16 protein-coding genes and 3 pseudogenes are annotated in these 20,004 nt (G+C 65.9%); 7 read left to right on the top strand and 12 right to left on the bottom strand.

Translation table 11 applies throughout. From position 1 onward, the window contains the following. Window positions 1-5 precede the first annotated feature (5 nt). Together FOY91_RS15725 and FOY91_RS15720 are read right to left on the bottom strand one after the other, a co-directional pair. Window positions 6-1,634 carry a TolC family outer membrane protein gene (locus tag FOY91_RS15725; RefSeq protein WP_162527248.1) on the bottom strand — a complete coding sequence of 543 codons (1,629 nt, stop codon included), beginning with the start codon at window positions 1,632-1,634 and terminating at the stop codon, window positions 6-8. A 50-nt stretch (window positions 1,635-1,684) separates the two neighbouring features. Then, complete coding sequence (locus FOY91_RS15720) at window positions 1,685-2,512, bottom strand: endonuclease/exonuclease/phosphatase family protein (RefSeq protein ID WP_162527247.1); 828 nt, start codon at window positions 2,510-2,512, stop codon at window positions 1,685-1,687. A gap of 267 nt (window positions 2,513-2,779) precedes the next feature. Here FOY91_RS15720 and FOY91_RS15715 point away from each other — a divergent pair, with 267 nt between their 5' ends. Next, complete coding sequence (locus FOY91_RS15715) at window positions 2,780-3,370, top strand: polysaccharide biosynthesis/export family protein (protein WP_145154066.1); 591 nt, start codon at window positions 2,780-2,782, stop codon at window positions 3,368-3,370. A 14-nt stretch (window positions 3,371-3,384) separates the two neighbouring features. Continuing rightward, a complete protein-coding gene (locus tag FOY91_RS15710) occupies window positions 3,385-4,809 on the top strand; it encodes an outer membrane beta-barrel protein (protein ID WP_145154065.1) in 1,425 nt (474 codons plus the stop codon). 221 nt (window positions 4,810-5,030) lie between these two features. Here FOY91_RS15710 and FOY91_RS15705 read toward each other — a convergent pair whose 3' ends face one another. The 8 genes from FOY91_RS15705 to FOY91_RS22850 all read right to left on the bottom strand — a co-directional run bounded on the left by FOY91_RS15705 (window position 5,031) and on the right by FOY91_RS22850 (window position 14,684). After that, the gene (locus FOY91_RS15705) at window positions 5,031-7,151 is read right to left on the bottom strand and encodes a GumC family protein (protein WP_162527246.1); all 2,121 of its coding nucleotides are present in this window, start codon (window positions 7,149-7,151) and stop codon (window positions 5,031-5,033) included. 22 nt (window positions 7,152-7,173) lie between these two features. Further along, window positions 7,174-8,550, bottom strand: a complete 1,377-nt coding sequence (locus FOY91_RS15700; protein WP_145154061.1) for an HlyD family type I secretion periplasmic adaptor subunit — start codon at window positions 8,548-8,550, stop codon at window positions 7,174-7,176. Beyond that, on the bottom strand, window positions 8,547-10,445 hold the full coding sequence (locus tag FOY91_RS15695; protein ID WP_145154059.1) for a type I secretion system permease/ATPase: 1,899 nt from the start codon (window positions 10,443-10,445) through the stop codon (window positions 8,547-8,549). The genes FOY91_RS15700 and FOY91_RS15695 overlap by 4 nt, the downstream gene beginning before the upstream one ends. Before the next feature lie 39 nt (window positions 10,446-10,484). Beyond that, window positions 10,485-11,813: a UDP-N-acetylglucosamine 1-carboxyvinyltransferase gene (locus FOY91_RS15690; protein WP_145154057.1), complete on the bottom strand. Its 1,329-nt coding sequence runs from the start codon at window positions 11,811-11,813 to the stop codon at window positions 10,485-10,487. After that, a complete protein-coding gene (murB, locus tag FOY91_RS15685) occupies window positions 11,785-12,816 on the bottom strand; it encodes a UDP-N-acetylmuramate dehydrogenase (RefSeq protein WP_203234593.1) in 1,032 nt (343 codons plus the stop codon). The genes FOY91_RS15690 and murB overlap by 29 nt, the downstream gene beginning before the upstream one ends. A 143-nt stretch (window positions 12,817-12,959) precedes the next feature. After that, window positions 12,960-13,490: a CAP domain-containing protein gene (locus FOY91_RS15680; RefSeq protein WP_145154053.1), complete on the bottom strand. Its 531-nt coding sequence runs from the start codon at window positions 13,488-13,490 to the stop codon at window positions 12,960-12,962. A gap of 76 nt (window positions 13,491-13,566) precedes the next feature. Next, the gene (locus tag FOY91_RS15675; RefSeq protein ID WP_238995739.1) at window positions 13,567-14,184 is read right to left on the bottom strand and encodes a L,D-transpeptidase family protein; all 618 of its coding nucleotides are present in this window, start codon (window positions 14,182-14,184) and stop codon (window positions 13,567-13,569) included. Between the two features lie 8 nt (window positions 14,185-14,192). Continuing rightward, window positions 14,193-14,684: a PEPxxWA-CTERM sorting domain-containing protein gene (locus FOY91_RS22850; RefSeq protein ID WP_420822887.1), complete on the bottom strand. Its 492-nt coding sequence runs from the start codon at window positions 14,682-14,684 to the stop codon at window positions 14,193-14,195. 527 nt (window positions 14,685-15,211) lie between these two features. Here FOY91_RS22850 and xrt point away from each other — a divergent pair. After that, entirely contained in the window at window positions 15,212-16,000 is a 789-nt protein-coding gene (gene xrt / locus FOY91_RS15660; RefSeq protein WP_162527245.1) for an exosortase, read from the top strand. Next, on the top strand, window positions 15,993-16,685 hold the full coding sequence (locus tag FOY91_RS15655; RefSeq protein WP_162527244.1) for an exosortase C-terminal domain/associated protein EpsI: 693 nt from the start codon (window positions 15,993-15,995) through the stop codon (window positions 16,683-16,685). Before xrt ends, FOY91_RS15655 begins: the two co-directional genes overlap by 8 nt. Window positions 16,686-16,697: 12 nt before the next feature. Here the strand turns inward: FOY91_RS15655 and FOY91_RS15650 are convergent, their stop codons facing one another. Further along, window positions 16,698-16,931 carry an XrtV sorting system accessory protein gene (locus FOY91_RS15650; protein WP_145154045.1) on the bottom strand — a complete coding sequence of 78 codons (234 nt, stop codon included), beginning with the start codon at window positions 16,929-16,931 and terminating at the stop codon, window positions 16,698-16,700. Between the two features lie 59 nt (window positions 16,932-16,990). Between FOY91_RS15650 and FOY91_RS15645 the strand changes: the two genes are divergently transcribed. From FOY91_RS15645 to FOY91_RS15635, 3 genes and pseudogenes are all read left to right on the top strand, one after another. Then, the gene (locus FOY91_RS15645; RefSeq protein ID WP_145154043.1) at window positions 16,991-17,788 is read left to right on the top strand and encodes a hypothetical protein; all 798 of its coding nucleotides are present in this window, start codon (window positions 16,991-16,993) and stop codon (window positions 17,786-17,788) included. A 376-nt stretch (window positions 17,789-18,164) separates the two neighbouring features. After that, a pseudogene (locus FOY91_RS15640) lies at window positions 18,165-18,710 on the top strand (transposase family protein); the annotation flags it as partial. A gap of 58 nt (window positions 18,711-18,768) precedes the next feature. Next, window positions 18,769-19,359, top strand: a pseudogene (locus FOY91_RS15635) (DDE-type integrase/transposase/recombinase); the annotation flags it as partial. Between the two features lie 245 nt (window positions 19,360-19,604). Here the strand turns inward: FOY91_RS15635 and FOY91_RS15630 are convergent. Beyond that, window positions 19,605-20,004 (bottom strand): annotated as a pseudogene (locus tag FOY91_RS15630) (transposase); the annotation flags it as partial.

Below are 20,004 nucleotides of genomic sequence, written 5' to 3'. Positions count from 1 at the left end.
GGGCATCAGGGGCGGGGCGGCCCCGTTCGGCTCTCCGGCACCGCGGCCTCCCGGCCCAGCGGAATCGCGCGGGCGAGCGTCCCTTCGACCGGCGGCGTCGCGGGGGTACGGATCGTGCTGTCTACCGCGACCGGCACCACCGGGAAAGGCCTTCCGTCACGGCCCGGCTTCTGGATCTGGTCCAGCGCCTGCAACGGCACCTGCAACGGGCCGAACTGCCGCCCGCGCTGACGCTTCAGATAGGCGGCCTTGTCGTAGACCTGCGTCGCCTCCTGCAAGGTCGCCCCTTCCAGCCGACCCAGATTGGCGAGCAGCGAGGCCTGTCCCGCGTACCGCGCGTAGCGGGCGTTGGCGAGGATCAGCTGCGAGTTCAGCAGCCGCTGTTCGGAATCCAGAACCTCGAAGTTGGAGCGGAAACCTTCCGCGAAGCCGCGCCGCACGCCTTCCAGCGCAGCCTGCGCCGCCCGCACGCCCGCCTCTCCCGCCAGCAACTGCTCACGCGCGGTGATCGACTGGTTCCATGCCGACAGCACCTGCTGGTCCACCTGCCGCCGCACGTCCTCCACGACATAGCCGAGCCGCTGCTCGTCCGCGATCGCCTGGCGGATGCGGGAACCGATGATGCCCTGCGCCAGAATCGGCACGGACAGGGTCACGCCGCCGGCGATGTTGCGCCTCAGATCGCCGGTGTCGAACGTGTCGATCGTCGTATAGCCGATACGCCCTTCGGCGGTCAGCTGAGGGCGGCGCTCCGCACGCTGTGCGGCGATCCGCTCCTTGCCGGCGCGGCGATTAAGGATCGCCTGCCACAACGCCGGATTGTCCCGCCCGGCGATCCGATAGGCGTCGTCGATCGAGATCGGCAGGCCGGGCAGGTCCGGTTCCTGCGCCAGCACGCCCGGCACCCGGCCGACGATCACCGCAAAGCGCGCCCGGCTCTGCTCCACGCTGGCGCGCGCCTGCGCCAGTTGCGCGCGGATGATTTCATACTGCGCCTGCGCCTGCGCGATGTCCGTCCGGGTCAGGTCGCCGCCCCGCTCGCGCGCCTGCGCTTGCTCCACCTGCCGGCGGTAGCTTTCCAGCGATCGTTCCTGGATCGCGACCAGCTCCTGATCGCGGCGCACCGAGACGTAGCTGTCGACGACTTCGAGGAGGATGAAATTCTCCACCTCGCGCAGGCGTTCGCGTCCGGAAAGCACGTCGGCCTCGGCGGCGGAAACCTGCGCAGCGGTGCGCCCGCCGTTCAGCAGGATCTGCGATGCCGTCAGCGATGCGCCGAGATTGCGGTTGCTGATCCGGCCCGTCTCGTTGAACGCCTCGATCGACCGCTGCTCGTACGACAGGGTGGAGACGATACCCAGGTTTAGCCTGTACGGCGACGCGGCCTGGATCACGTTTTCGTCGATCGCTCGCAACTGCGCGCGCTGCGCCTGCAACCGCGGGTTGTTGGCATAAGCATCGGCAATCGCCTGACCCAGCGTCTCGGTGCCGACCACGGGCGCCACCGAGGATGGCGGCAGCGCGCCCGCCTGCGGCACGGCGGCCTGCGACGATGGAGCCTGCTGCGCCCCCGCCTGTTGCGAAAGGGTCATCGCCAGCGCCACGCCCGTCAGCCACGCCGTCCGTTTCGTCATCATCCCGCACCCCAGATCGAATAGTCCGCACCCTGTGCCCCCGCGCGCTATCATATCCCGCGATTGTTCCATACAAGGTTAACGCGCACGGGAAAATGATCGGAGCCGGTGGCCGGCAGGCGTTGCACCGATGCGACACGCCATGCCGGCCCGGCATAGAGGTGATCGAGCGGCAACAGCGGCCACGGCACCCGCCAGCCGTGCCAGCGCGCGGGGAACGAGAATGTCGCCCGCGTCGTCCGGTGCAGCGGTGCCAGCGCCGTATCCAGCCGGCGCATCGGTCGGCCCCAGGGGGTCAGGTTGAAATCCCCCGCCAGGATCAGCGCGGGATCGCTCACCTGCCCCACCGCGCCCGCCAGCGAAACACGCTGCGCCGCCCGCTCCTCTCCCGTGCCCAGGCGGCTAAGGTGAACCGTCGCCAGCCTGGCCATGCTGCCCCACGGCAACCGCACCGGCACCTGCATCAGCCCCGGCCCCACCGCCCGGCCGCCCGCGTTGCGGAAACGCCAGCGGTCGCGCCCCAGCGGCCAGCGGGAGAATATCGCGAACGAGCAACGTCGCCGGCAACGGCTGGCGAATGGATATTGCGCACGCAAACGCCGGAGGAAAGGCGCGACCGTTCCATCCGTTTCCTGCAACAGCAAGATATCCGCCCCGCTGTGCGCCAGCGCGGTGACCGTGCCCTCCGGATCGCGGTTTTCACGCCCGACATTGTGCGTCACCACCACGACCCCCGGGCCGGCGACATCGCCGTGACCGCCGCCCGCCTCCACCGCGATCAGCGCCAGCGCGCCGATCAATCCCGGCACCGCCAGCCATATCACCCGCCGTCCGCCCGCCAGCAGGGCGGCAATGGCAAGCAGCGGGACAAGAGGCATCAGCGCCGCCACCGAATCCAAAGCGGCGCCTCCGATCAGGGCTGTCAGCAGGAGCGTTACCGCACCGCCGGCAAACAGCCATCCTGACCGGAGCCGATTCGCACCGCGACCTTCGGCCTCGCCGCGGGTTCGCGCCACGGGCATCTCCGTCATTCGTTCGGTGCGGGCAACTAAATGCAACGCAACCGCAACGCAACTTGGCTTCGGCTGGCGCGCGGTCCGCAGCCGCGCTATGGAAGCGGCTCGCAGCCAGTCAAGAGGGGTGAGATGATCCACATATCCAGAGGTCTGCGGCGCATCACCATGCCTGTGGCGGCACTTGCCGCGATCGCGTCTGCCCTGTCCGGCTGCGCCGGCAGCGTGCCCCCCCTGCCCACCACGGCGGTGACCCCCGCCGATGGCGTGTACCGGCTGGGCCTTGGCGACAAGCTGCGCGTGAACATCTACGGCGAACCACAGCTCAGCGGCGAATATCAGGTATCGGGCAACGGCGCCGTCACGCTGCCGCTGGTCGGCGACGTGCCGGCGGTGGGCCTCACCGCGCGCGATTTGGAAACGGCGCTGACCGGGCGTTATGCCGCCGGCTATCTCCGTTCACCGCGCATCGCCGTGGAGGTCTATGACTTCCGCCCGTATTTCATCCTGGGCGAGATCCAGAAGCCCGGCCGCTATCCATCGGTGGAAGGGCAGACCGTGCTCGGCGCGATCGCCACCGCCGGCGGGTTCACCTACCGCGCCAACACCAAGCGCGTGTTCCTTCGCCGTGCGAACGAGCAGGCCGAATACAGTGTCGATGCCAATTCCAGCGTTCAGATCCGGCCGGGCGACGTAATCCGCGTCGGCGAGCGTTATTTCTGAGCCGGCCGCAGCGTATGACCCACATCCGCCTCGCCCGTCGGACCGGCATCTCGCTTGTCGCATTGGTCGCCGCCACGGCGGCGCCGTGCCTCGCCCAGAGCGCCGACAGCCTTTCCAATTCGTCGTCGGACGCGGTCGGCGTCGGCCCGTTGCGCAATAGCGATGCCACCAGCGTGGGCGGCGCGCCGCTCAGCGACGTTTCACCGCGGCTGCCGCGGGTGAATTACGGCGGCAACGATATCCTCACGCCCGTCGCCACCCGGCCCGGGCAGGTGCGTGGCCGCACGGTGCTGGATCGCAGCCGGCCGGAGTACGATCCGGTCGGCATTCGCACCGGCGGCTTTCGTCTCTACCCGCAGGTTTCGGCGCGGGTGGGCTACGGCACCAATACGTTGACCCGCAATTCCGGCAATGGGGACGTATTCGGCCGCCTTCGCGGCGCGCTGACGGCCCGGTCGGACTGGAACCGCCATAGCCTGCAGGCAGACGGTTTCGTCGACCAGCGGGCATATTCGCGTTTTCAGACCGAGAACGGCACCACCTACAACGGCAGCGTCGCCGGTCGGCTCGACGTGACGCGCAGCCTGTCGCTGGATGCCGGCGCGCAGATCGGTCGCATCATCGTGGATCGTCGCGCCACCACCGAATTCATCACCACGCGTCGGCCGGTCCGCTACGATCTGCGGTCGGCGAACGCCGGGGCGAACCTGACGGCGGGGCGCTTCTCCTATACGCTCGTCGGCAGCGTGAGCGAGTTCGACTACAAGAACGCCGAAACGCCCGCCGGCCTTCCATTGAACCAGCAGTTCCGCGACTTCACGTTGTGGGACGCCGCGCTTGAGGTCGCCTACGGCTCGCCCGAGGGTGGCCCCGCCCTGTTCGGCTCGGTTCGCACCGACGCTCGCCGCTTTCGCGTAAGAAACGTTCTCGATCGCGATGCGGACGGGCTGGAACTGCTCGGCGGCGTTCGGGGAGACATCACGCCGTTGCTGCGCGGGCGGCTGGGTGCCGGCTACCTCTGGCAGAGTTTCAAGGATCCTTCGCTCAAGACGCGGGGCGGCCTCGCCCTCGATGTCCGGCTCGATTATCTTGCCAGCGAACTCACCACGGTCAGCCTGCGCGCGCGGCGGTTGTTCAAGAACGTGGCATCGGTCACTGCACCCGCGACGCTGTCGACGGAACTCGCCGTGGGTGTGGATCACGAGCTTCTGCCGAACCTCATCCTGTCGCCCAGTGCGAACTATGAAAACGCGGATTACGTCAATTCCCCGCTTCGGGTAAAGCGGTACGGCGCGGACCTCGGGGCGATCTATTACGTCGACCGACGTTTCCGGCTGGATGGAAACGTCGGCTACCGCAAACGCAGCCAGAACATCGCGATCGGTGGCCGCAACTTCGATGAGATCAACGTGACCGCCGGGGTAACGTTCAGTCTCTGAGCCGCGGGTGACAGACTGTGCTTCGGCACAGGGTTCGTCGGGCGGCACTCGGCAGCGTGCCTTCGAAACGAAGTGACTCGGGTCGCATCGAGAAAAGGCCTGCGCGGTTTGGCGGAGAACTCACCCGACGTCGACCTGTCGTCAGGCTTGCATCGGGATGCCTCAAGTAAACACAAAGGCATGCATCCCGTCATGGGACGCACGCCTCTGTGTGGCCAGCATCAGCTGTAATAACCGGCGAACTGGTTGTAGTAGATCATCTCGTCGCCATCGCCGGCGCGCGCCTGTTCCTTCAGGTTCACGCGGGTCAGTGCGACACCCACGATCCGGGCGCCGGCCCGGCCAAGCAGATCCGTCGCCAGCTTGGCTGCCTGCACCGGCGTCTTGCGCCAGCGCGTCACCAGCAGCACGCCGTCCGCCATCGCCGCCACCGCCCGTGCCTCGGCCAGCGGCAGGACCGGAGCGGTGTCCAGCACCACCAGATCGAACCGGCCGGCCAGAGTGTCGATAAGCGTTTGCATAGCGGACTGGGTGATGAGATCGTAACCGCTCTTCCCGTCGCCCTGCGGCAGCACCCACGCATCGCTCGATGCATCGCGCACGGCAACCTCGTCGAAGGTGGCATCGCCCTTCAGCAGATCGGTAAGCCCCTTCTGCGCCTCGGCCGCCATCGACCGGCTCGATGCCCGGCGCCGCAGATCGCAGTCGATCAGCACCGTCTTCAGGCCCGCCATCGCGGCGGACCGGGCGAGGCAGATGGCGGTCGTCGTCTTGCCCTCGTTGGGCAGCGCCGAACAGACCGCGAGAGACCTGATGCCGCGCTCCCCCTGCTCGATGTGCGCGCCATTTCGGATGCTGCGGAACGCCTCGCCGAAAACCGACGCCTCATTCTCCACCAGATAATCGGGCGGGCCGAGAGGATCCCGGCGGGAATAGCTGACGCCAGGTATGGTCGCGAGGTCCGGCACGTTGCCCAGAACCGGCAGGCCCAGCTTGCTCTCCACATCACGGCGCGACTTGAAGCCGCTTTCCAGCAGTTCCAGCACCAGCACCACGGCGCCCGCCGCAATCAGCGCGGCCATCAGGCCGGCAACGCCAAAGACGGCGGGGTTGGGAAAGGTATGGCCGGTCGGCACCAGCGCATAGGCGACCACGGACGAACGGCTCCGCTCGGTGCCTTGGCCGGCGACCGACTGCTGATAGCGATCGAGCAGCGACTGGTAGAGCGTTCGCGCCGATTCCGCCGTCCGCAACAGCTCGTTCAGCTGCACGGAGGCGTTGTTGCCGGCCATCAGCCCGCCCTCGGCGCTGGAGAGCGCAGAGCGGATGGCGCCCGCCCGCCCCTCCGCAACCCGCGCCTCGGCGGCAAGGCCCTGGCGGATACGGTCGCTTTCCTTGCCGATCGATGCATTCACGTCCGTCAACGACCGATCGATCTTCGCCAGATCGGGGTGCAGCGGGCCGTAGCGACCGGCCAGTTCCGCGCGCTGGGCGCTGAGCTGTGCCTGCTGGGCGCGCAAAGCACCGATCACCGGCGAGGCGTCCGCCCCGACGCCGGCGTTCAGCCGGGCCACGGCCGCCGCACGGTCGGCGGCGGCGGTGGCGAGCTGCGTGTTAAGGATCGAGATTTCCTGCTGAGTCGCCGTGCTGTCCTTCTGCACGTCGATCAGGTTGGTTGCGGCGCGGTAACGCGCCACCGCCGCCTCGGCCGCGATCACGTCGCTGCGCAACTTGCCCATCCGTTCACGGAGCAGCATGGTTTCCCGGTCGCGGTCGCCGACGCGCCCGGTGCGCTGGTCGTCGACATACTGGTCGATCGTGCGGTTGACGATCGCTGCCGAAAGGGCGGGATCGGGCGCGGCATAGCTGACCGCGATCGCATAGGACGTGCCCACCCGCTTTGCCGAAAGGCCCGACATCAGGCGGCGCACTGCACGCTGGCGCGCCTGCTCGGGCGGCACGACGGTGCCGTCATCGGGCTGGCCGAAGCCGGCGCGGCGGCCGAGGTTGAGCGCATCCACCACCTCGCCGGTCAGGCGCGGCGAAGTGAGTACCTGCACCTCGGTATCGACGGACGGCGAATCGGTCGGCAGCGTGCCATCACCCTTCGGCTGGGCGACCAGTTCCTCCACCTGCCGGTCCAGCGCCACGGTCGCGGTGGCGCTGTAACGACGCGGCACCAGCATGTAGGCGACCACCGTCAGCCCCAGCACGATCGCCACAACCGCCATCACCCACCAGAGGCGACGACGGATGGTCAGCGCGATCTGGCGAAGGTCGAGCAGCGTCGTTTCGTCGCGATCAGCCGACGGCCGGACCGCGTCGGTCGTACCGATTTCCATTATCGTCTCACCTTTGCCGTGCTCAGCGTTCATGCATCGAGCGCGAAAACGCCTCGACCAACGGGTCCATCAGATATTGCAACGCGGTGCGCTTGCGCAGCTTCACCAGCACCGCCACGGGCACGCCCGGGCGGATGCCAATGTCCTCGCCGCGCACTGCCTTCAGCAGGTCCAGCTGCGATTTCGGCACCATGATCTCCGCCGTGAAGTAAGAGCGTCCGCTCGTCTCGTCGCGCAGGCTGTCGGCGGAAACGTTGCGGACGGTACCGAGTAGGATCGGCAGGTCGCGCTCGTGCAACGAAAGGAACTTCACCTCCGCCTGACGCCCCTCGTAAACCCCGTCGATGTCGCCGGGCTGGAAATTGGCCTTCACGACCAGCGGCGCGGCGTCCGGCACGATGTCGAGAATCGGCTGGCCGCCCTGGATCACGCCGCCCACGGAAAATACATGGAGCCCCACGACCCGCCCCGTCACTGGCGCGCGGATGATCGTGCGTTCGAGCTGGTCCTTGGCGGCCAGCCATTTCGGCATCACCTCGTTCAGCTGGAACTGCGTGTCGCGCAGCAGGCCGGCAGAGTCCTCGACATATTTACGCGAGGTCTGCACCACCTGCTGCCGCGTCTGGCCTACCTGTTCGCGCGCAGCGGCAGCGCGGGAGCCATATTCGGCGTCCTGCCCCTCCAACTGCTGCACCGCCCGCTCCAGCGCACGGACGGAGTTGCGGGAGACATAGCCTTCGTCCGCCAGCTTGGGCGTGTTGACCAGCTGTTGCTCCAAGGACGCACGCTGATCGGCGCTGGATTTCGCCTGCGCGGCGTATCCCGACGATTGCAGCGCAACTTCCGCTTCCTGCTGGCGGAGCACGGCGCGATTGGAGGCAAGCGAGTTGCTGCGCGCACCGATCTGCGCGATCTGCAACGACATCGCCCGGTCGGCCAAGATGCGGTCGTCGCCCGTCATCGCGGTGAAGCTGGCCGGCCAGCGGATCGGGCCGCCGCGGATTTCGGCCTCCAGTCGCGCCCGTTGCGCCTGAAGGTCGATGACGCTGCTTGCCAGTGCCCGTTCGGTCGCGGCCACCTCGGCGCCTTGCAGACGAACCAGGATCTGTCCCGCCTCGACATGCTGGCCCTCGCGCACCGGGAGGCGTTCGACGATGCCGCCATCGCGGTGCTGCACGGTCTGGCGGTTGCCGGAAACGGTGACCTGCCCCTCGCCCGCCGCAGCCGCATCCAGCCGGGCGATCGCCGCCCAGCCCAGCAGGATCACGAAGAAGAAGATCGAGATGCCCGCCCCGATCCGCAGCGCATGCTTGGGCGAGTCGTCCAGATGCAGGCGGTCCGCCGGGGTTGTGGTCGGAACCACCACGTCGTCGCGGCTCGGGATGATGTCCGTGGTCACAGCGAATCCTTTTGAACGTCGCCGCCTTCAGTGGGCTCAACGCCCCGCGGGCCGGGGACGTCGGCAGCATCGCTTGCCGGTGCATGCGAGGACGGCGCGGCGGGAGGCGCAGGCGACGGCCCAGCGGGCAGCGTGCCCGTTGCTGCGGAGTCGTCGGCAGCAGGCGGCGCGGCACCTTCTACACGGCCACCCGGGGCGGACTGGGCACCACGTATGACTTCGTCGCGGTCGCCGTACACCTGCACCATGCCGTCGCGCAGCAGCAGCACTTTGTCCACCGCCTGCAACAGCCCGGTTCGGTGGGTGGACACGATTACCGTCGCGCCCCGCTCCTTCAGTCGGGCGAGCGTCTCCAGCAGACGTGTTTCGCCATTGATGTCGAGATGGGCGTTCGGCTCGTCGAGAAACAGCAGGGCCGGTTCGTCGTACAGCGCGCGCGCCAGCGCGACCACCTGCCGCTGGCCGGCGGAAAGCCCGCCGCCCTCGCGCGGGACGAGCCGGGTTTCGTACCCTTGGGAGAACCGCAGAATCAGTTCATGCGCACCGGCCTGCCGGGCGGCGGCGATCACCTTGGCATCCATCGCCTCGCCGTGCGGCTCGACATAGCCGCGGAAGCGGGAGATGTTGGTGTGGACCGCCGCCGGAAACAGCGTCGGCGTCTGCGGCATATAGCCCACGTTACGGCCCAGCAGTTCGCGGTCCCATTCCGCGAGGCTCGCGCCGTCGACGCGGATTTCGCCGTCGTCCACTTCCAGTGCGCCCGCCATCGCTCGCAGCAACGTGGATTTTCCCGCACCGCTCGGCCCTACCACGGCGACGATCTCGCCAGGCCGCACCTCGAAGCTGACGTTCGACAGGATCGGCCGGTCCACCCCCGGCACACGCACGGTCACGCCGGTCACTTGGATGTGGCCCGCCGGTGTGGGCAGCTGCGTCTTCGCGTCGGTCGCGCTGGGCAGGCGGCAGAAGGCCGAGAGACCGCGATAGGCGTTCTGCGCCTCCAGCACGTTCTTCAGGGCGCCTAGGATCTGCTCCACCGGCTGCAACGCACGGCCAAGGATCAGTGAGGCGGCGAAGATCGCCCCGGCGGAAATCTGCTGGTTGATCGCCAGATAGGCACCCAGCGCCAGCGCCAGCGACTGGAGCAGCATGCGCAGGAACTTGGTGATCGCAAAGAAGATGCCCGAAGCCCCGGCGACCTCGCCCTGCCCGCGCACCAGCTCCGCCCGCTCCAGCAGGTGGCGCGTCACCAGCGCCTGCCGCATCCCTAGTGCGCGTGCGACCTCCGCCGACTGGATGGAAAATTCCTGAATCTGGTAGGTCGCACTCGATTGCCGGCCCGTCTTCTCCAGCCCCTTGCGAGTATAGATGTCGCTCGCCACGGCGATGCCGATCAGCAGCATCGAACTCAGCAGCGCCAGCAGGCCAATCAGAGGGTGCAGCATATAGGAGATGACGATGTAGATCGGCGCCCATGGCGCATCGAACAGCGCGATGATGGCAGGCCCGGTCAGCGTGCCGCGCAGCTTGTCGAAATTGCGCATTGCCTCGGCCCGTTGCATCAGCGAGGCGCCGTTGGTGCCGAGGATGCGGTGCAGGATGTCCGGCGCGGCCATCCTCTCCAACCGCACGCTGGCGCGCAGCAGCAAGCGCATGCGGACCGTATCCAGCAGCGCGAATACGATCAGCGAGATGGCGAGGATCAGCGTCAGCACCAGCAGGGTGGCGAAACCCCGCGTCGGCACCACCCGGTCATACACCTGCAGCATGAAGATCGACGGCGCGAGATACAGGATGTTGATGAGGCCGCTAAATAATCCCGCGTAGATGAAGTGCGTACGACAGGCACGCAACGCTGTGTGCAGCGGATTGCCGGTCTCGGTCGAATCGATCACACTGTAGTCCTGATGCCGTTTAAGCCGCGAGCTATAGACCTATTTGGTGTACGACGCATTAGCGCCGAGGCTGATCAGCTTCTGGAGGAACCTGTCGTAACCGCGCTCGATCTGCCAAGCGTCGGCGATGCGTGTGGTCCCGTCCGCCACCAGCCCCAGCAGGGCGAGCGCGGCGCCCGCCCGCAGATCCAGCGCGCGAACATCCGCACCGCGCAATCGGGCGCCGCCGCTGATGCGGGCGGTGCCGCTGGTGACGCGGCTGGAAATTCCCATGCGCGCGAACTCGTCGAGATAGGCGTAACGGTCCGCGAACCGCAGGTCGACAATGCGGGATTCACCCCGTGCGCACGCGCCATACGCGGCGAACAGCGGCTGCATGTCCGAATTGATGCCCGGATAGGGGCCGGTCGAGATCTCCACCGGCCAAGGCTGGCCCGAGCGGACGATCGCGACGTTCCCCTCGCGGAAGATGCGCGCGCCGCTTTCCCGCAGGAAGATCAGGGGCACTTCCAAATCCTCGGCCGGAAAATCCTCGATCTCCACATCGCCGCCGGTGATGACCGAGCCGACCGCCCACGTCATCGCCTCCATGTTGTCGGGCATCACGCGGTGGCTGACGCCGGACAGCCCGTCGCACCCATCTATCACGATGCTTTCCTGCCCGCGCACCTCGATCTTCGCGCCCATCATGCCGAGGAATACGGAGAGGTCAAGTATCTCGGGCCGGACATGCGGGTTCCACAGCACCGTCCGCCCTTTGGCTAAGCTGGCGGCGAGCAGCGCGTTCTCGGTCGCGCCGGTAGAGCGCAGCGGCAGGGTGATTTCTGCCCCAGTCAGACCGTTCGGCGCCTCCGCATGCAGACGGTCGCCCTCCACCCACACCCTTGCGCCGAGCCGGGTCAGCACCAGCTCGTGCAGGTCGTATTTCCGCTCGCCCAGATTGCACCCGCCCGGCAGCGGCACGCTGCCGGTGCCGGTGCGGGCCACGAGCGCGCCGAGAATCAGCAGCGTATTGCGAATCGAGCGACCAGCCCACACCAAATCGCCCGGCGGCGCGAACGCCTCCTCGATCACCAGCGCCCCGTCGACGACACGGCAGGTCTTGCCCAAAGTTTCGAGCATGCCGACGTGCACGATCGCGTCCAACAGCGCGTCTGGATAATTGTCCAGCACGATCCGGCCGGACGTGAGCAGCGAGGCGGCGAGCAGGCGCAGGACGCTGTTCTTGGCACCGCTGACGGTGACGCGCCCCTCCAGCCGGGAACGGCCGACTTCGAGGAAGCGCGCCTCGGCCGCGCCGATCTCCTCGCCGTCGTCGGCCGGACCGGCCGGCTGGGCGTCACGCGATTGCAGCGCTCTGTCCGTCATCGTGCATCTCCTGAAAATGAGCGGGCGCCACCATGTGCGCCGGCTGGAACCGGCCGTATGGATCGAGGTGGCGCACCTCGGCTTCCATCGCCACGCCGGTCAGCGCGTGAACCCGCGTACGCGCTTCGGCGATCAAGGCCAGCACGTCGGCCGAACGGGCTTGTCCGGTGTTGACAATGAAATTGGCATGTTCCGGGGAAATCCGGGCATCGCCGCGGGCAAGCCCCTTCAGCCCCGCGCGCTCGATCGCCATGCCCGGCGGACCAATCAACGCATAAAGCTTCGGATCGCTGACGAACACGGATCCACAATTCGCCCGCACTTTGGGAAATTTGGCCCGCCGGCTGGCGAGGATTTCGATCGCCTCGCGGCGCAGCGCGGCGGAATTGCTTTGCTCGAACCGGAATTCTGCGGAAAGCACCACCGCCCCATTTTCCTGCAAGCGTGAGGAACGGTAAGCGAAGGCGAGCGCATCGCGGTCCAGCCGGGCAATCTCCCCCTCGGCCGTCAGCACGTTCACCGCCGTCACATGCTCGCCGATGCCGCGACGCTGGCTGCCGCCGTTCATCACCACTAGCCCGCCCAGCGTGCCGGGAATACCGATCGCATGAACAGCGCCCGTAAGCCCCCGATCGATCAGACGGCGCACGAAGCCGGGTACCCAGAGACCGGCCCCTGCGCGGACATGCCCGTCCGCATCCGCCGCGAAACCACCGACCGCGCGGCCGATGCGGATCACCGCGCCGCGAAAACCGGCATCGTCGAACAGAATGTTCGATCCGTCGCCCACGATCACATGACGCACGCCTCGCGCCCTGACGAACGTGACGATGTCCGCAAGGCTCCCGGCGGAGCGCGGCGTGACGATCGCATCCGCGGGACCGCCGATCCGCCAGCGACCCAGCGTCGACAAAGGTACGTCAAGCCCCACCTCATCCGGGTAACACGCCTTCAGTTCGGCCAGCGGGTCAGCGGAAGAGGCCAGAACCAATCCTTTCGTCAAATGCATTTTCGCACACGGATTACTGGGCCATGTGCTGCAACGCAACATCGCAGATCGTACCCTACAGCACAAACATTGCCACAGGCTGAAGATCGATAGCGAGAGGCCATACCATGCCGCCGCCTTATACCGTCAGTCGCCCGTCAGAAGGCCACGCGACCGATGATGTTGCCGGGGTCGCTGTAGCGGCAGACGAGGATTTCCTCGCGACGGCCGTTGCTCAGGCTGCATCCCACCTGCCGAGTGGAACGCCACATCACTTGGGTGTAATGCGAGACGTCGGCGACGTTGCCGGTGCGGCTGTTGCGTGGAAAGACGCCGTCACGGAAATAGCGTTTCTCGGCGATCCAGTACGTCACCATCGCCTCCGGGGAAAACGCCTTCGGCGTTCCGCCCCAGATATTCTCACCCTCCAGATCCTGTCCGGGCTCGTTTGGCGAGTGGGCAAACCCGCCGGTGAGCGCCAGATGATCGCTCCAGTCCTTCGCGCCGTTGGCCAGATCCTCGTTCCAGCGCAGGGGGGGGATGCCGAGGGCGGCACGCTCGCGGTTATGGGCAGCCAAGATGCGCGCCTCGAAGTCCGTGCGGTGGCCCAAGCTTCCCGTCACGATCGGCAGACAGGCGAGCAACAATGCGCTCGCGACCAGCTTGCCCTTCCCGAGTATCGATGTCATATATCCCTCCGGCTGTTCGGAGGGGTTTTCGCAGTCTCAGCTAAATGAAGCTGGATCGGGAATGGTTATCACCATTTCAAGCAGTATCCGGCTTGCCCCGATTGCCGACGATCAGGACATCGTCACCGCGCCCGGCCACGGTGAACAATCGTCTAGCGAATTCTGTCGGAACACCGATGCAACCGTGCGTCGCGTTGCCGCTGCGTACGTTGCTGCCGTGGATGGCAACACCGTCGGCCGTAAGCCGCAGCATATAGGGCATCGGTGCATCATAGGTGTGCGAATGATGTCTGGCGGCCTTCATTATGATCGGGAAACGGCCGATCGGCGTCAGATGGCTGTCCGCCCCGTATAGGATCACCGCGGCGGCGATCTCGTGCCCCCCGCGGAAGACGGAGACCAGTTGCGCGTCCAGATCGACCCTTACGGTGACGGGTGCGGCCGGCACGCCGCGCTCGTTCCATACCCAGTCGCCGTGGTGCAGGCGGCGATCTATGGCGAGCAGCGACCGGACCGGGACAGGCCAGAGGGCGGGATCGGCGGTCTGCGCGGTTTGCGCCACAGTCAGATAGGTTCGACTGTCCGCGACCGACGGCACCACCATTTCGCCAACTGCAGCGGCTGCCCGCGCCTCTTGTCGCACGTTATATATGTGATGCGCGACCGATGCGATCCCGACGGACAGCGCAACCACCCCCAGCGTCAGGAAATTGGTTCGCATACCGTCTCGCGGGCCTGGGCGCCACGTTGCCGCCGCAGCATGTAGCCGCAAAAGCCGAAGGCGACGATCATTAGCAACCATGTCGCCGGTTCGGGAATGCCTGGCACCGGCGTACTGCCACCACCGCCTGGACCACCACCGCCTGGACCACCACCACCGGGGCCACCGCCACCCCCACCAGGGCCGCCACCGCCACCGCCACCGTCACCGAACGGGGGTATGCCGACCGGTCCGCCGGGGGGGCCGGGCGGCCCGACTAAGGCCAGCGTACCGGGCTGAAACGGCAGGAACGGTAGGTCGCTGCCGAGAGGGCCGACATCAGCGGGACCAAACACCTTGCCCAGAGCGCGTTGCTCCGGCGGACCGAAAGTCTTACCAAGCGCACGCGGCGGTGGTTTCGCGTCGACCAGTCGTTCGTGCTTGTCGCTGAGTGCTCCATTGCCCCGCACACCCGGCGACCGCCCGTCCAGCATCTCCAGCACGCTGCTCACAGGAGCCATCGATGCGATCCGGGCGGAGCCGACGGCGACGATGTAACCAGCCGCGATCACAAGAACGGCAAGAGCCGCAGCCACCCAACGGGTGCGACGCCCCCGCAGGATTGTAGCAAACCCAGCCGGCCGGCTTGAAGCGCCATGGCCAGATCGCAAGACACCCGCGCACTTGGAAATGGCAACATAGGAGGATCGGGCAAGATCCGTCCCGAGCCAACGCCTGACAGCTTGTTGTGGACTCGCCTGCATACAAACCCCTCGCCCAAGGCTCTAACATCGGGAGCTTCCGGTGGCAATCAGTCAAAACGGTTACATCTCTCACCGGGTTCCGGAACGGGACGATCCCTGCCTCGATCGGCGGTGCATTCGGCCGGATGCGCCTGACATTGACAGGGTCTCCACGATGATCGACATCGCCGTCGATGTCCGCCCGCACCCTCATCGCCCGGCAATCGCTACCTCCGCCCTCCCGTCTTTTCGCCGTTGCCGGGCTGGCATGCGTCATCTTGCCGACGTTGGCCGCGGCAGGGCAGCAACACTGGTCGTCGCCGGAAGGAAGCCAGGGACCGATCATTCTCGCAACGGGCGCGTGGCTCCTGTGGCGTGCCCGTGCCACATTTGCGCGGGATGCCGCGCCGCTACGGGGATGGGCGTCGCTGCCGGTGCTGGCGGGGCCGGCGCTGCTTTACGCCTTCGGCCGCGCCTATGGCATCCTCTCGATCGAAACGGCGATGGCCTATCTGCTCTTCGTCGGCGCCGCCTTAGTCCATCTCGGCCCCCGCCTCTTCCGGCGCTTCTGGTTTCCCCTCTTTTATCTCGCCTTCCTCGTCGTGCCGCCGCCGACGCTCGTGGCCGAGATCACCCAGCCCCTGCGCCTGTGGATCTCGGCCACGAGCGTCGATATGTTCCACGCGCTGGGCTATCCCGTGGCGCTGTCGGGCGCGACGATCCAGATCGCGCAGTATGAACTGGAGGTGCGCACCGCCTGCGCGGGGCTGAACTCGATGCTGACGCTCGGCGCTATCGGGTTGTTCTACATCCATCTGCGCGCCGACGCCGGCATTCGCTATGCAGCGCTGCTGGTGGTGGCGATCGTGCCGGTGGCGATCCTCGCCAACTTCGTGCGGGTGAGCGTCCTCGTGCTGCTCGCCTGGTATGTCGGCGCCGACGCCGCGCAGGGCCTGTCGCACGAGCTTGCCGGGCTACTTATGTTCAGCGTCGCGATGCTCGGCCTGTTCGTGGTCGATACTGTGCTGAACGCGCTTGGCGCCGGACTCCGCCCCCGCCGTGGCTGACGGAGCAGGCCGGCCCGGCGAGATCGCCCGGCGAGACATCCTGATCGGCGGGCTATGCCTGACGGCGGCGGCGCTGGGCGGCGCGGTCTCCGCCCTGAACGCGCCACGCCCGCACGCCGGGCCGGGCCTGGACGCACTCATCCCCCGGCGGCTGGGCGCGTGGCGGCTGGCCCGCACCGCAGGCGTGGTGGTCGCCGAGGAAGGGGAAGACGGGCGCGGCCCCTACGACGATCTGCTGACCCGCATCTATGAAGCGGACGGATGGCCACCGGTCACCCTGCTGGCCGCCTATGCCCGCACGCAACGCGACGACATCCAACTGCACCGCCCGGAAGGATGCTATCCTGCGGCCGGCTTCGCTCTCGGCCGGCGGGAGGCGATCGGCCTGGATCTGGCCGGGGCGCCCGTCATCCCCGCGCGCATCATTCTGGCGCAGGCACCGCTGCACACCGAATGGGTGCTCTACTGGACGCGGATCGGCCACGTCTTTCCCACCAGCTATCTGGCGCAGCGGTGGGCGGTTGTGCGGGAAAACATCGCCGGTCGCACGCCGGACGGCATGCTCGTCCGCGTGTCCGTACCGGGGCGCGACCGGGATGCCGCGCTGGCGACCCTGCTGGCGTTCCTGAATGCGCTGATGGCCGCCGTATCCCCGTCGGAACGCCGTCTGCTGATCGGCGCATAGGCGCGGCAGTGGTCAGAACGGTGCCAGCACCAGCTTAATGAAGACCAGCACCACCGCCAGCGCCAGCAGCGCGGGCAGATGATGCCCCGCGTTGCCCAGCCAGTTGACACCCGCACACCCGACCGACACCACCATATACTGCCACAGCGCGTCGCGCGGCTCCTCGACATCGACCGAGCGATGCAGATAGAGCGTGATGAGGCCACAAAAGATGCCTACAGTCAGCCAGTCGTAGATCGTCTGCATCGCTACCCTCGCGTCATTCTTATCGGGGCAAAGGCCCAGTCTTGGAAAGCATTGTCACAATGATCCGCCTGTCGATATGGCTCTTTTTCACGACGATCAGCCTGTCGGCCTGTAGCCGGGGCGCGCCCGTGGGGCAGGTGCTGGCGACGGTCGATGGCGAGGAAATCACGGTGAGCGAGCTTCGCGCAGAGGCCGACGCGCGCAATGCAGGCGACGATCCCGATACCCGCAAGCGCCTGCTGTGGGATATCGTCGACCGCCGGCTGCTCGTGCGGGAAGCGCGACGCCTCAAACTGGACCAGCAGATCTCCTATCTTCTCGACAGGCGGCGCGTGGAAGAGAAACTGCTGTCCAATCTGCTGCTGCGCACATTGACCGAGTCGATCGGGACTCCATCAAAGCACGATACCGATGTTTTCCTAAGAAGCCATCCAACCGCCTTTACCAAACATACAGTTTACGATGTCGAACAGATCGATATCCGTGGCGACCATCCTCGATTGGCTGACCAACTAAAAAAGACAGCCTCGCTCAACGACGTCGACCATGTTTTGGCCACGCAGGGAATCGTCCATCAGCACAGCCGTACGCAATGGGATGGCAGCTTCATGTCAGACGACCTGGCAACGTTACTAGAGCAGTTACCGCCAGGCAGGCCATTCCTGCGGGTCAGCATGAATGGCTTGGTAGCAGCAAATGTGCTCTCTCGCCGTGTCAAGCCGTACTCTTACGAGGATCGCATCGCTCTTATTCACGAGAGTTTGCGGATTCAAAGTCAGGAGAACTTTATTCGCAGTAAGCTTAAAGGTTTATCTGAGTTATCTAAAATCCAAGTTCAATCTCGTTTTGTCAAATGATATTATACTTTATCTCACTTAGGATTTTAGATATATTTCTAAGGATTTGGAACATCTAACCTGTGAGTCAAGGTGGATCTTGAAGCGTACCGGGTTTTCCGGAGGCAGTTTGGATCATGTGATGTGATAGGGTAGTTGGCCCCTGCACCAACGAAGCTGTGCAATGATGTGGTCGTTGAGCCATGTGTGAACGCCCCCCTGCGGTGCGAGAGCTTTTGTGCGGCAATGAGCACCGGTCGGGTGCATCTATGTGTTCGACCTTTTCGCGCAGCACCGCATGGCTGCTGGCGCTGATGAAGTCTGCGGATCGGATCCCTAAATGTTTGGTCTCGGTGATTGATGGTGCATTGTCTGCAAGCGAGTGGAAGGATGCACTATGGGCCAGGTTCTACACGGGAGCGCCACGACGACAAAGGCAATCCGTCGAGCGATACAGCATAGTGAAGAGAGCCTGAGAGCGCTGGCCAGGCGCCACGGCATCAACCAGAAGACGGTCGCCAAATGGCGCAAGCGCTCATCGACCGCCGATCTGCGGACCGGCCCCCGGGATCCTAGGTCGACGACGCTGACGGTCGAGGAGGAGGCCGTGGTGGTGGCATTCCGGCGCCACACACTGCTGCCGCTGGATGACTGCCTCTACGCGCTACAGGCGACGATCCCGCATCTGTCGCGTTCCTCGCTGCACCGATGTCTGCAGCGCCATGGCATCAGCCGACTACCAGACGTCGATGGCGACAAGCCGGCCTAAAGGAAGTTCAAGGCGTATCCCATCGGCTACTTCCACGTCGATCTGACGGACGTGCGCACCGAGCAGGGCAAGCCGTGCCTGCTGGTAACCATCGACCGGACGTCCAAGTTCGCTTTCGTGGAACTGCACAAGAAAGCCACGCGCAGGATCGCTGGCGACTTCCTGCGGCATCTAGATGTTTGATCCCAGGCTTTGATGGTGCATTATTCACCGTCAGCTGGAAGGAAGCGTTATGGGCCAGGTACTCCATGGGAGCGCCACAATGACTGAGGCAGTCCGTCGAGCGATACAGCATAGTCAAGCGAGCCTGAGGGTGCTGGCCAAGCGTCACGGCATCAACCAGAAGACCGTCGCGAAGTGGAAGCGGCGCACCTCGACAGCCGATCTGCCGACCGGACCGAAGGTCGCCAGATCAACCGTGTTATCGATCGAGGACGAGGCGGTGATCGTCGCCTTCCGACGCCATACGCTGCTGCCGCTGGACGACTGCCTGTACGCGTTGCAGGCGACGATTCCGCACCTGACGCGCTCGTCGCTGCACCGCTGTCTTCAGCGCCACGGCATATCACAGCTGCCCACAATTGAGGGCGACGCACCCACCAGGCGCAAGTTCAAGAGCTACTCGATTGGTTACTTCCACATCGACATCGCCGAGGTGCGGACCGAACAGGGCAAGCTCTACATGCTGGTCGCAATCGACCGCACCTCCAAGTTCGCCTTCGTAGAGCTGCACGAAAAGGCCACCACCAGGGTCGCAACCGACTTCCTCCGGCACCTAATCGCCGCGGTGCCGTACAAGGTGCACACCGTACTCACCGACAACGTCCTATGTTGGGAAGCAGCGGCGGATTTGGCCAGCAGATATCCATGCGCCGACAACCATCGGCGCGGCATGCATTCTGAGCCAGATGGCTCCCACCGTCAACGGGATCGCTCCCTGCCATAGCAAACACAGGATCCAGCGGCGCCGAGGCGGCCGTGGTCCTCACCATCCTTAAGACGAGATACGCACCCAGGTGGAAGGCCCGAACATTATCTACAGGGTCGCTCTCGCGCCCTCACGGCACATCAGAGAGGGGTCCTTCCACCTGGCATCCGACCGTTCGAGAAACGGCCGGTACTCTGTCCCCGTCTTGATGACGGCGTGAGCCACGCGCGCCATCTTGGCGGTGAGCGCCGTCATCGCCTTGCGGCGACGGTCGGCATCGTCCGCGTGCCCGGCGATATATCGTCCGAGCTTATCGCGGAAGCTATTGTCGCGCTGACGCGCGGCAACCTGAGCAGCCATCCAGAAGGTCCGGCGCAATCGTGCATTGCCGTACTTGGACAGCTTTGTGCGGCCACGGAACGTGCCTGACTGACACGTTGCGAGATCGAGGCCGCAGAATTTCAGAAATTGACGATGATGATTGAACCGGCGCAGATCGCCGGCTTCCGCCAGGATGGTCAGCGCATTGATCGGGCCGAT

The organism is Alterirhizorhabdus solaris (assembly GCF_007785815.1).
Classification (GTDB): domain Bacteria; phylum Pseudomonadota; class Alphaproteobacteria; order Sphingomonadales; family Sphingomonadaceae; genus Alterirhizorhabdus; species Alterirhizorhabdus solaris.
The sequence above is the reverse complement of the archived record's forward strand: the minus strand, read 5'-3'. Positions and strand labels throughout refer to the sequence as shown.

What these genes read in the sequence shown, in the direction of transcription:
- FOY91_RS15725 (WP_162527248.1), bottom strand. Translation starts at nt 1,634, where the DNA reads ATGACGAAACGGACGGCGTGGCTGACGGGCGTGGCGCTGGCGATGACC.
- FOY91_RS15720 (WP_162527247.1), bottom strand. Translation starts at nt 2,512, where the DNA reads ATGCCTCTTGTCCCGCTGCTTGCCATTGCCGCCCTGCTGGCGGGCGGA.
- FOY91_RS15715 (WP_145154066.1), top strand. Translation starts at nt 2,780, where the DNA reads ATGATCCACATATCCAGAGGTCTGCGGCGCATCACCATGCCTGTGGCG.
- FOY91_RS15710 (WP_145154065.1), top strand. Translation starts at nt 3,385, where the DNA reads ATGACCCACATCCGCCTCGCCCGTCGGACCGGCATCTCGCTTGTCGCA.
- FOY91_RS15705 (WP_162527246.1), bottom strand. Translation starts at nt 7,151, where the DNA reads ATGGAAATCGGTACGACCGACGCGGTCCGGCCGTCGGCTGATCGCGAC.
- FOY91_RS15690 (WP_145154057.1), bottom strand. Translation starts at nt 11,813, where the DNA reads ATGACGGACAGAGCGCTGCAATCGCGTGACGCCCAGCCGGCCGGTCCG.
- FOY91_RS15680 (WP_145154053.1), bottom strand. Translation starts at nt 13,490, where the DNA reads ATGACATCGATACTCGGGAAGGGCAAGCTGGTCGCGAGCGCATTGTTG.
- FOY91_RS22850 (WP_420822887.1), bottom strand. Translation starts at nt 14,684, where the DNA reads ATGCTGGACGGGCGGTCGCCGGGTGTGCGGGGCAATGGAGCACTCAGC.
- FOY91_RS15650 (WP_145154045.1), bottom strand. Translation starts at nt 16,931, where the DNA reads ATGCAGACGATCTACGACTGGCTGACTGTAGGCATCTTTTGTGGCCTC.
- FOY91_RS15645 (WP_145154043.1), top strand. Translation starts at nt 16,991, where the DNA reads ATGATCCGCCTGTCGATATGGCTCTTTTTCACGACGATCAGCCTGTCG.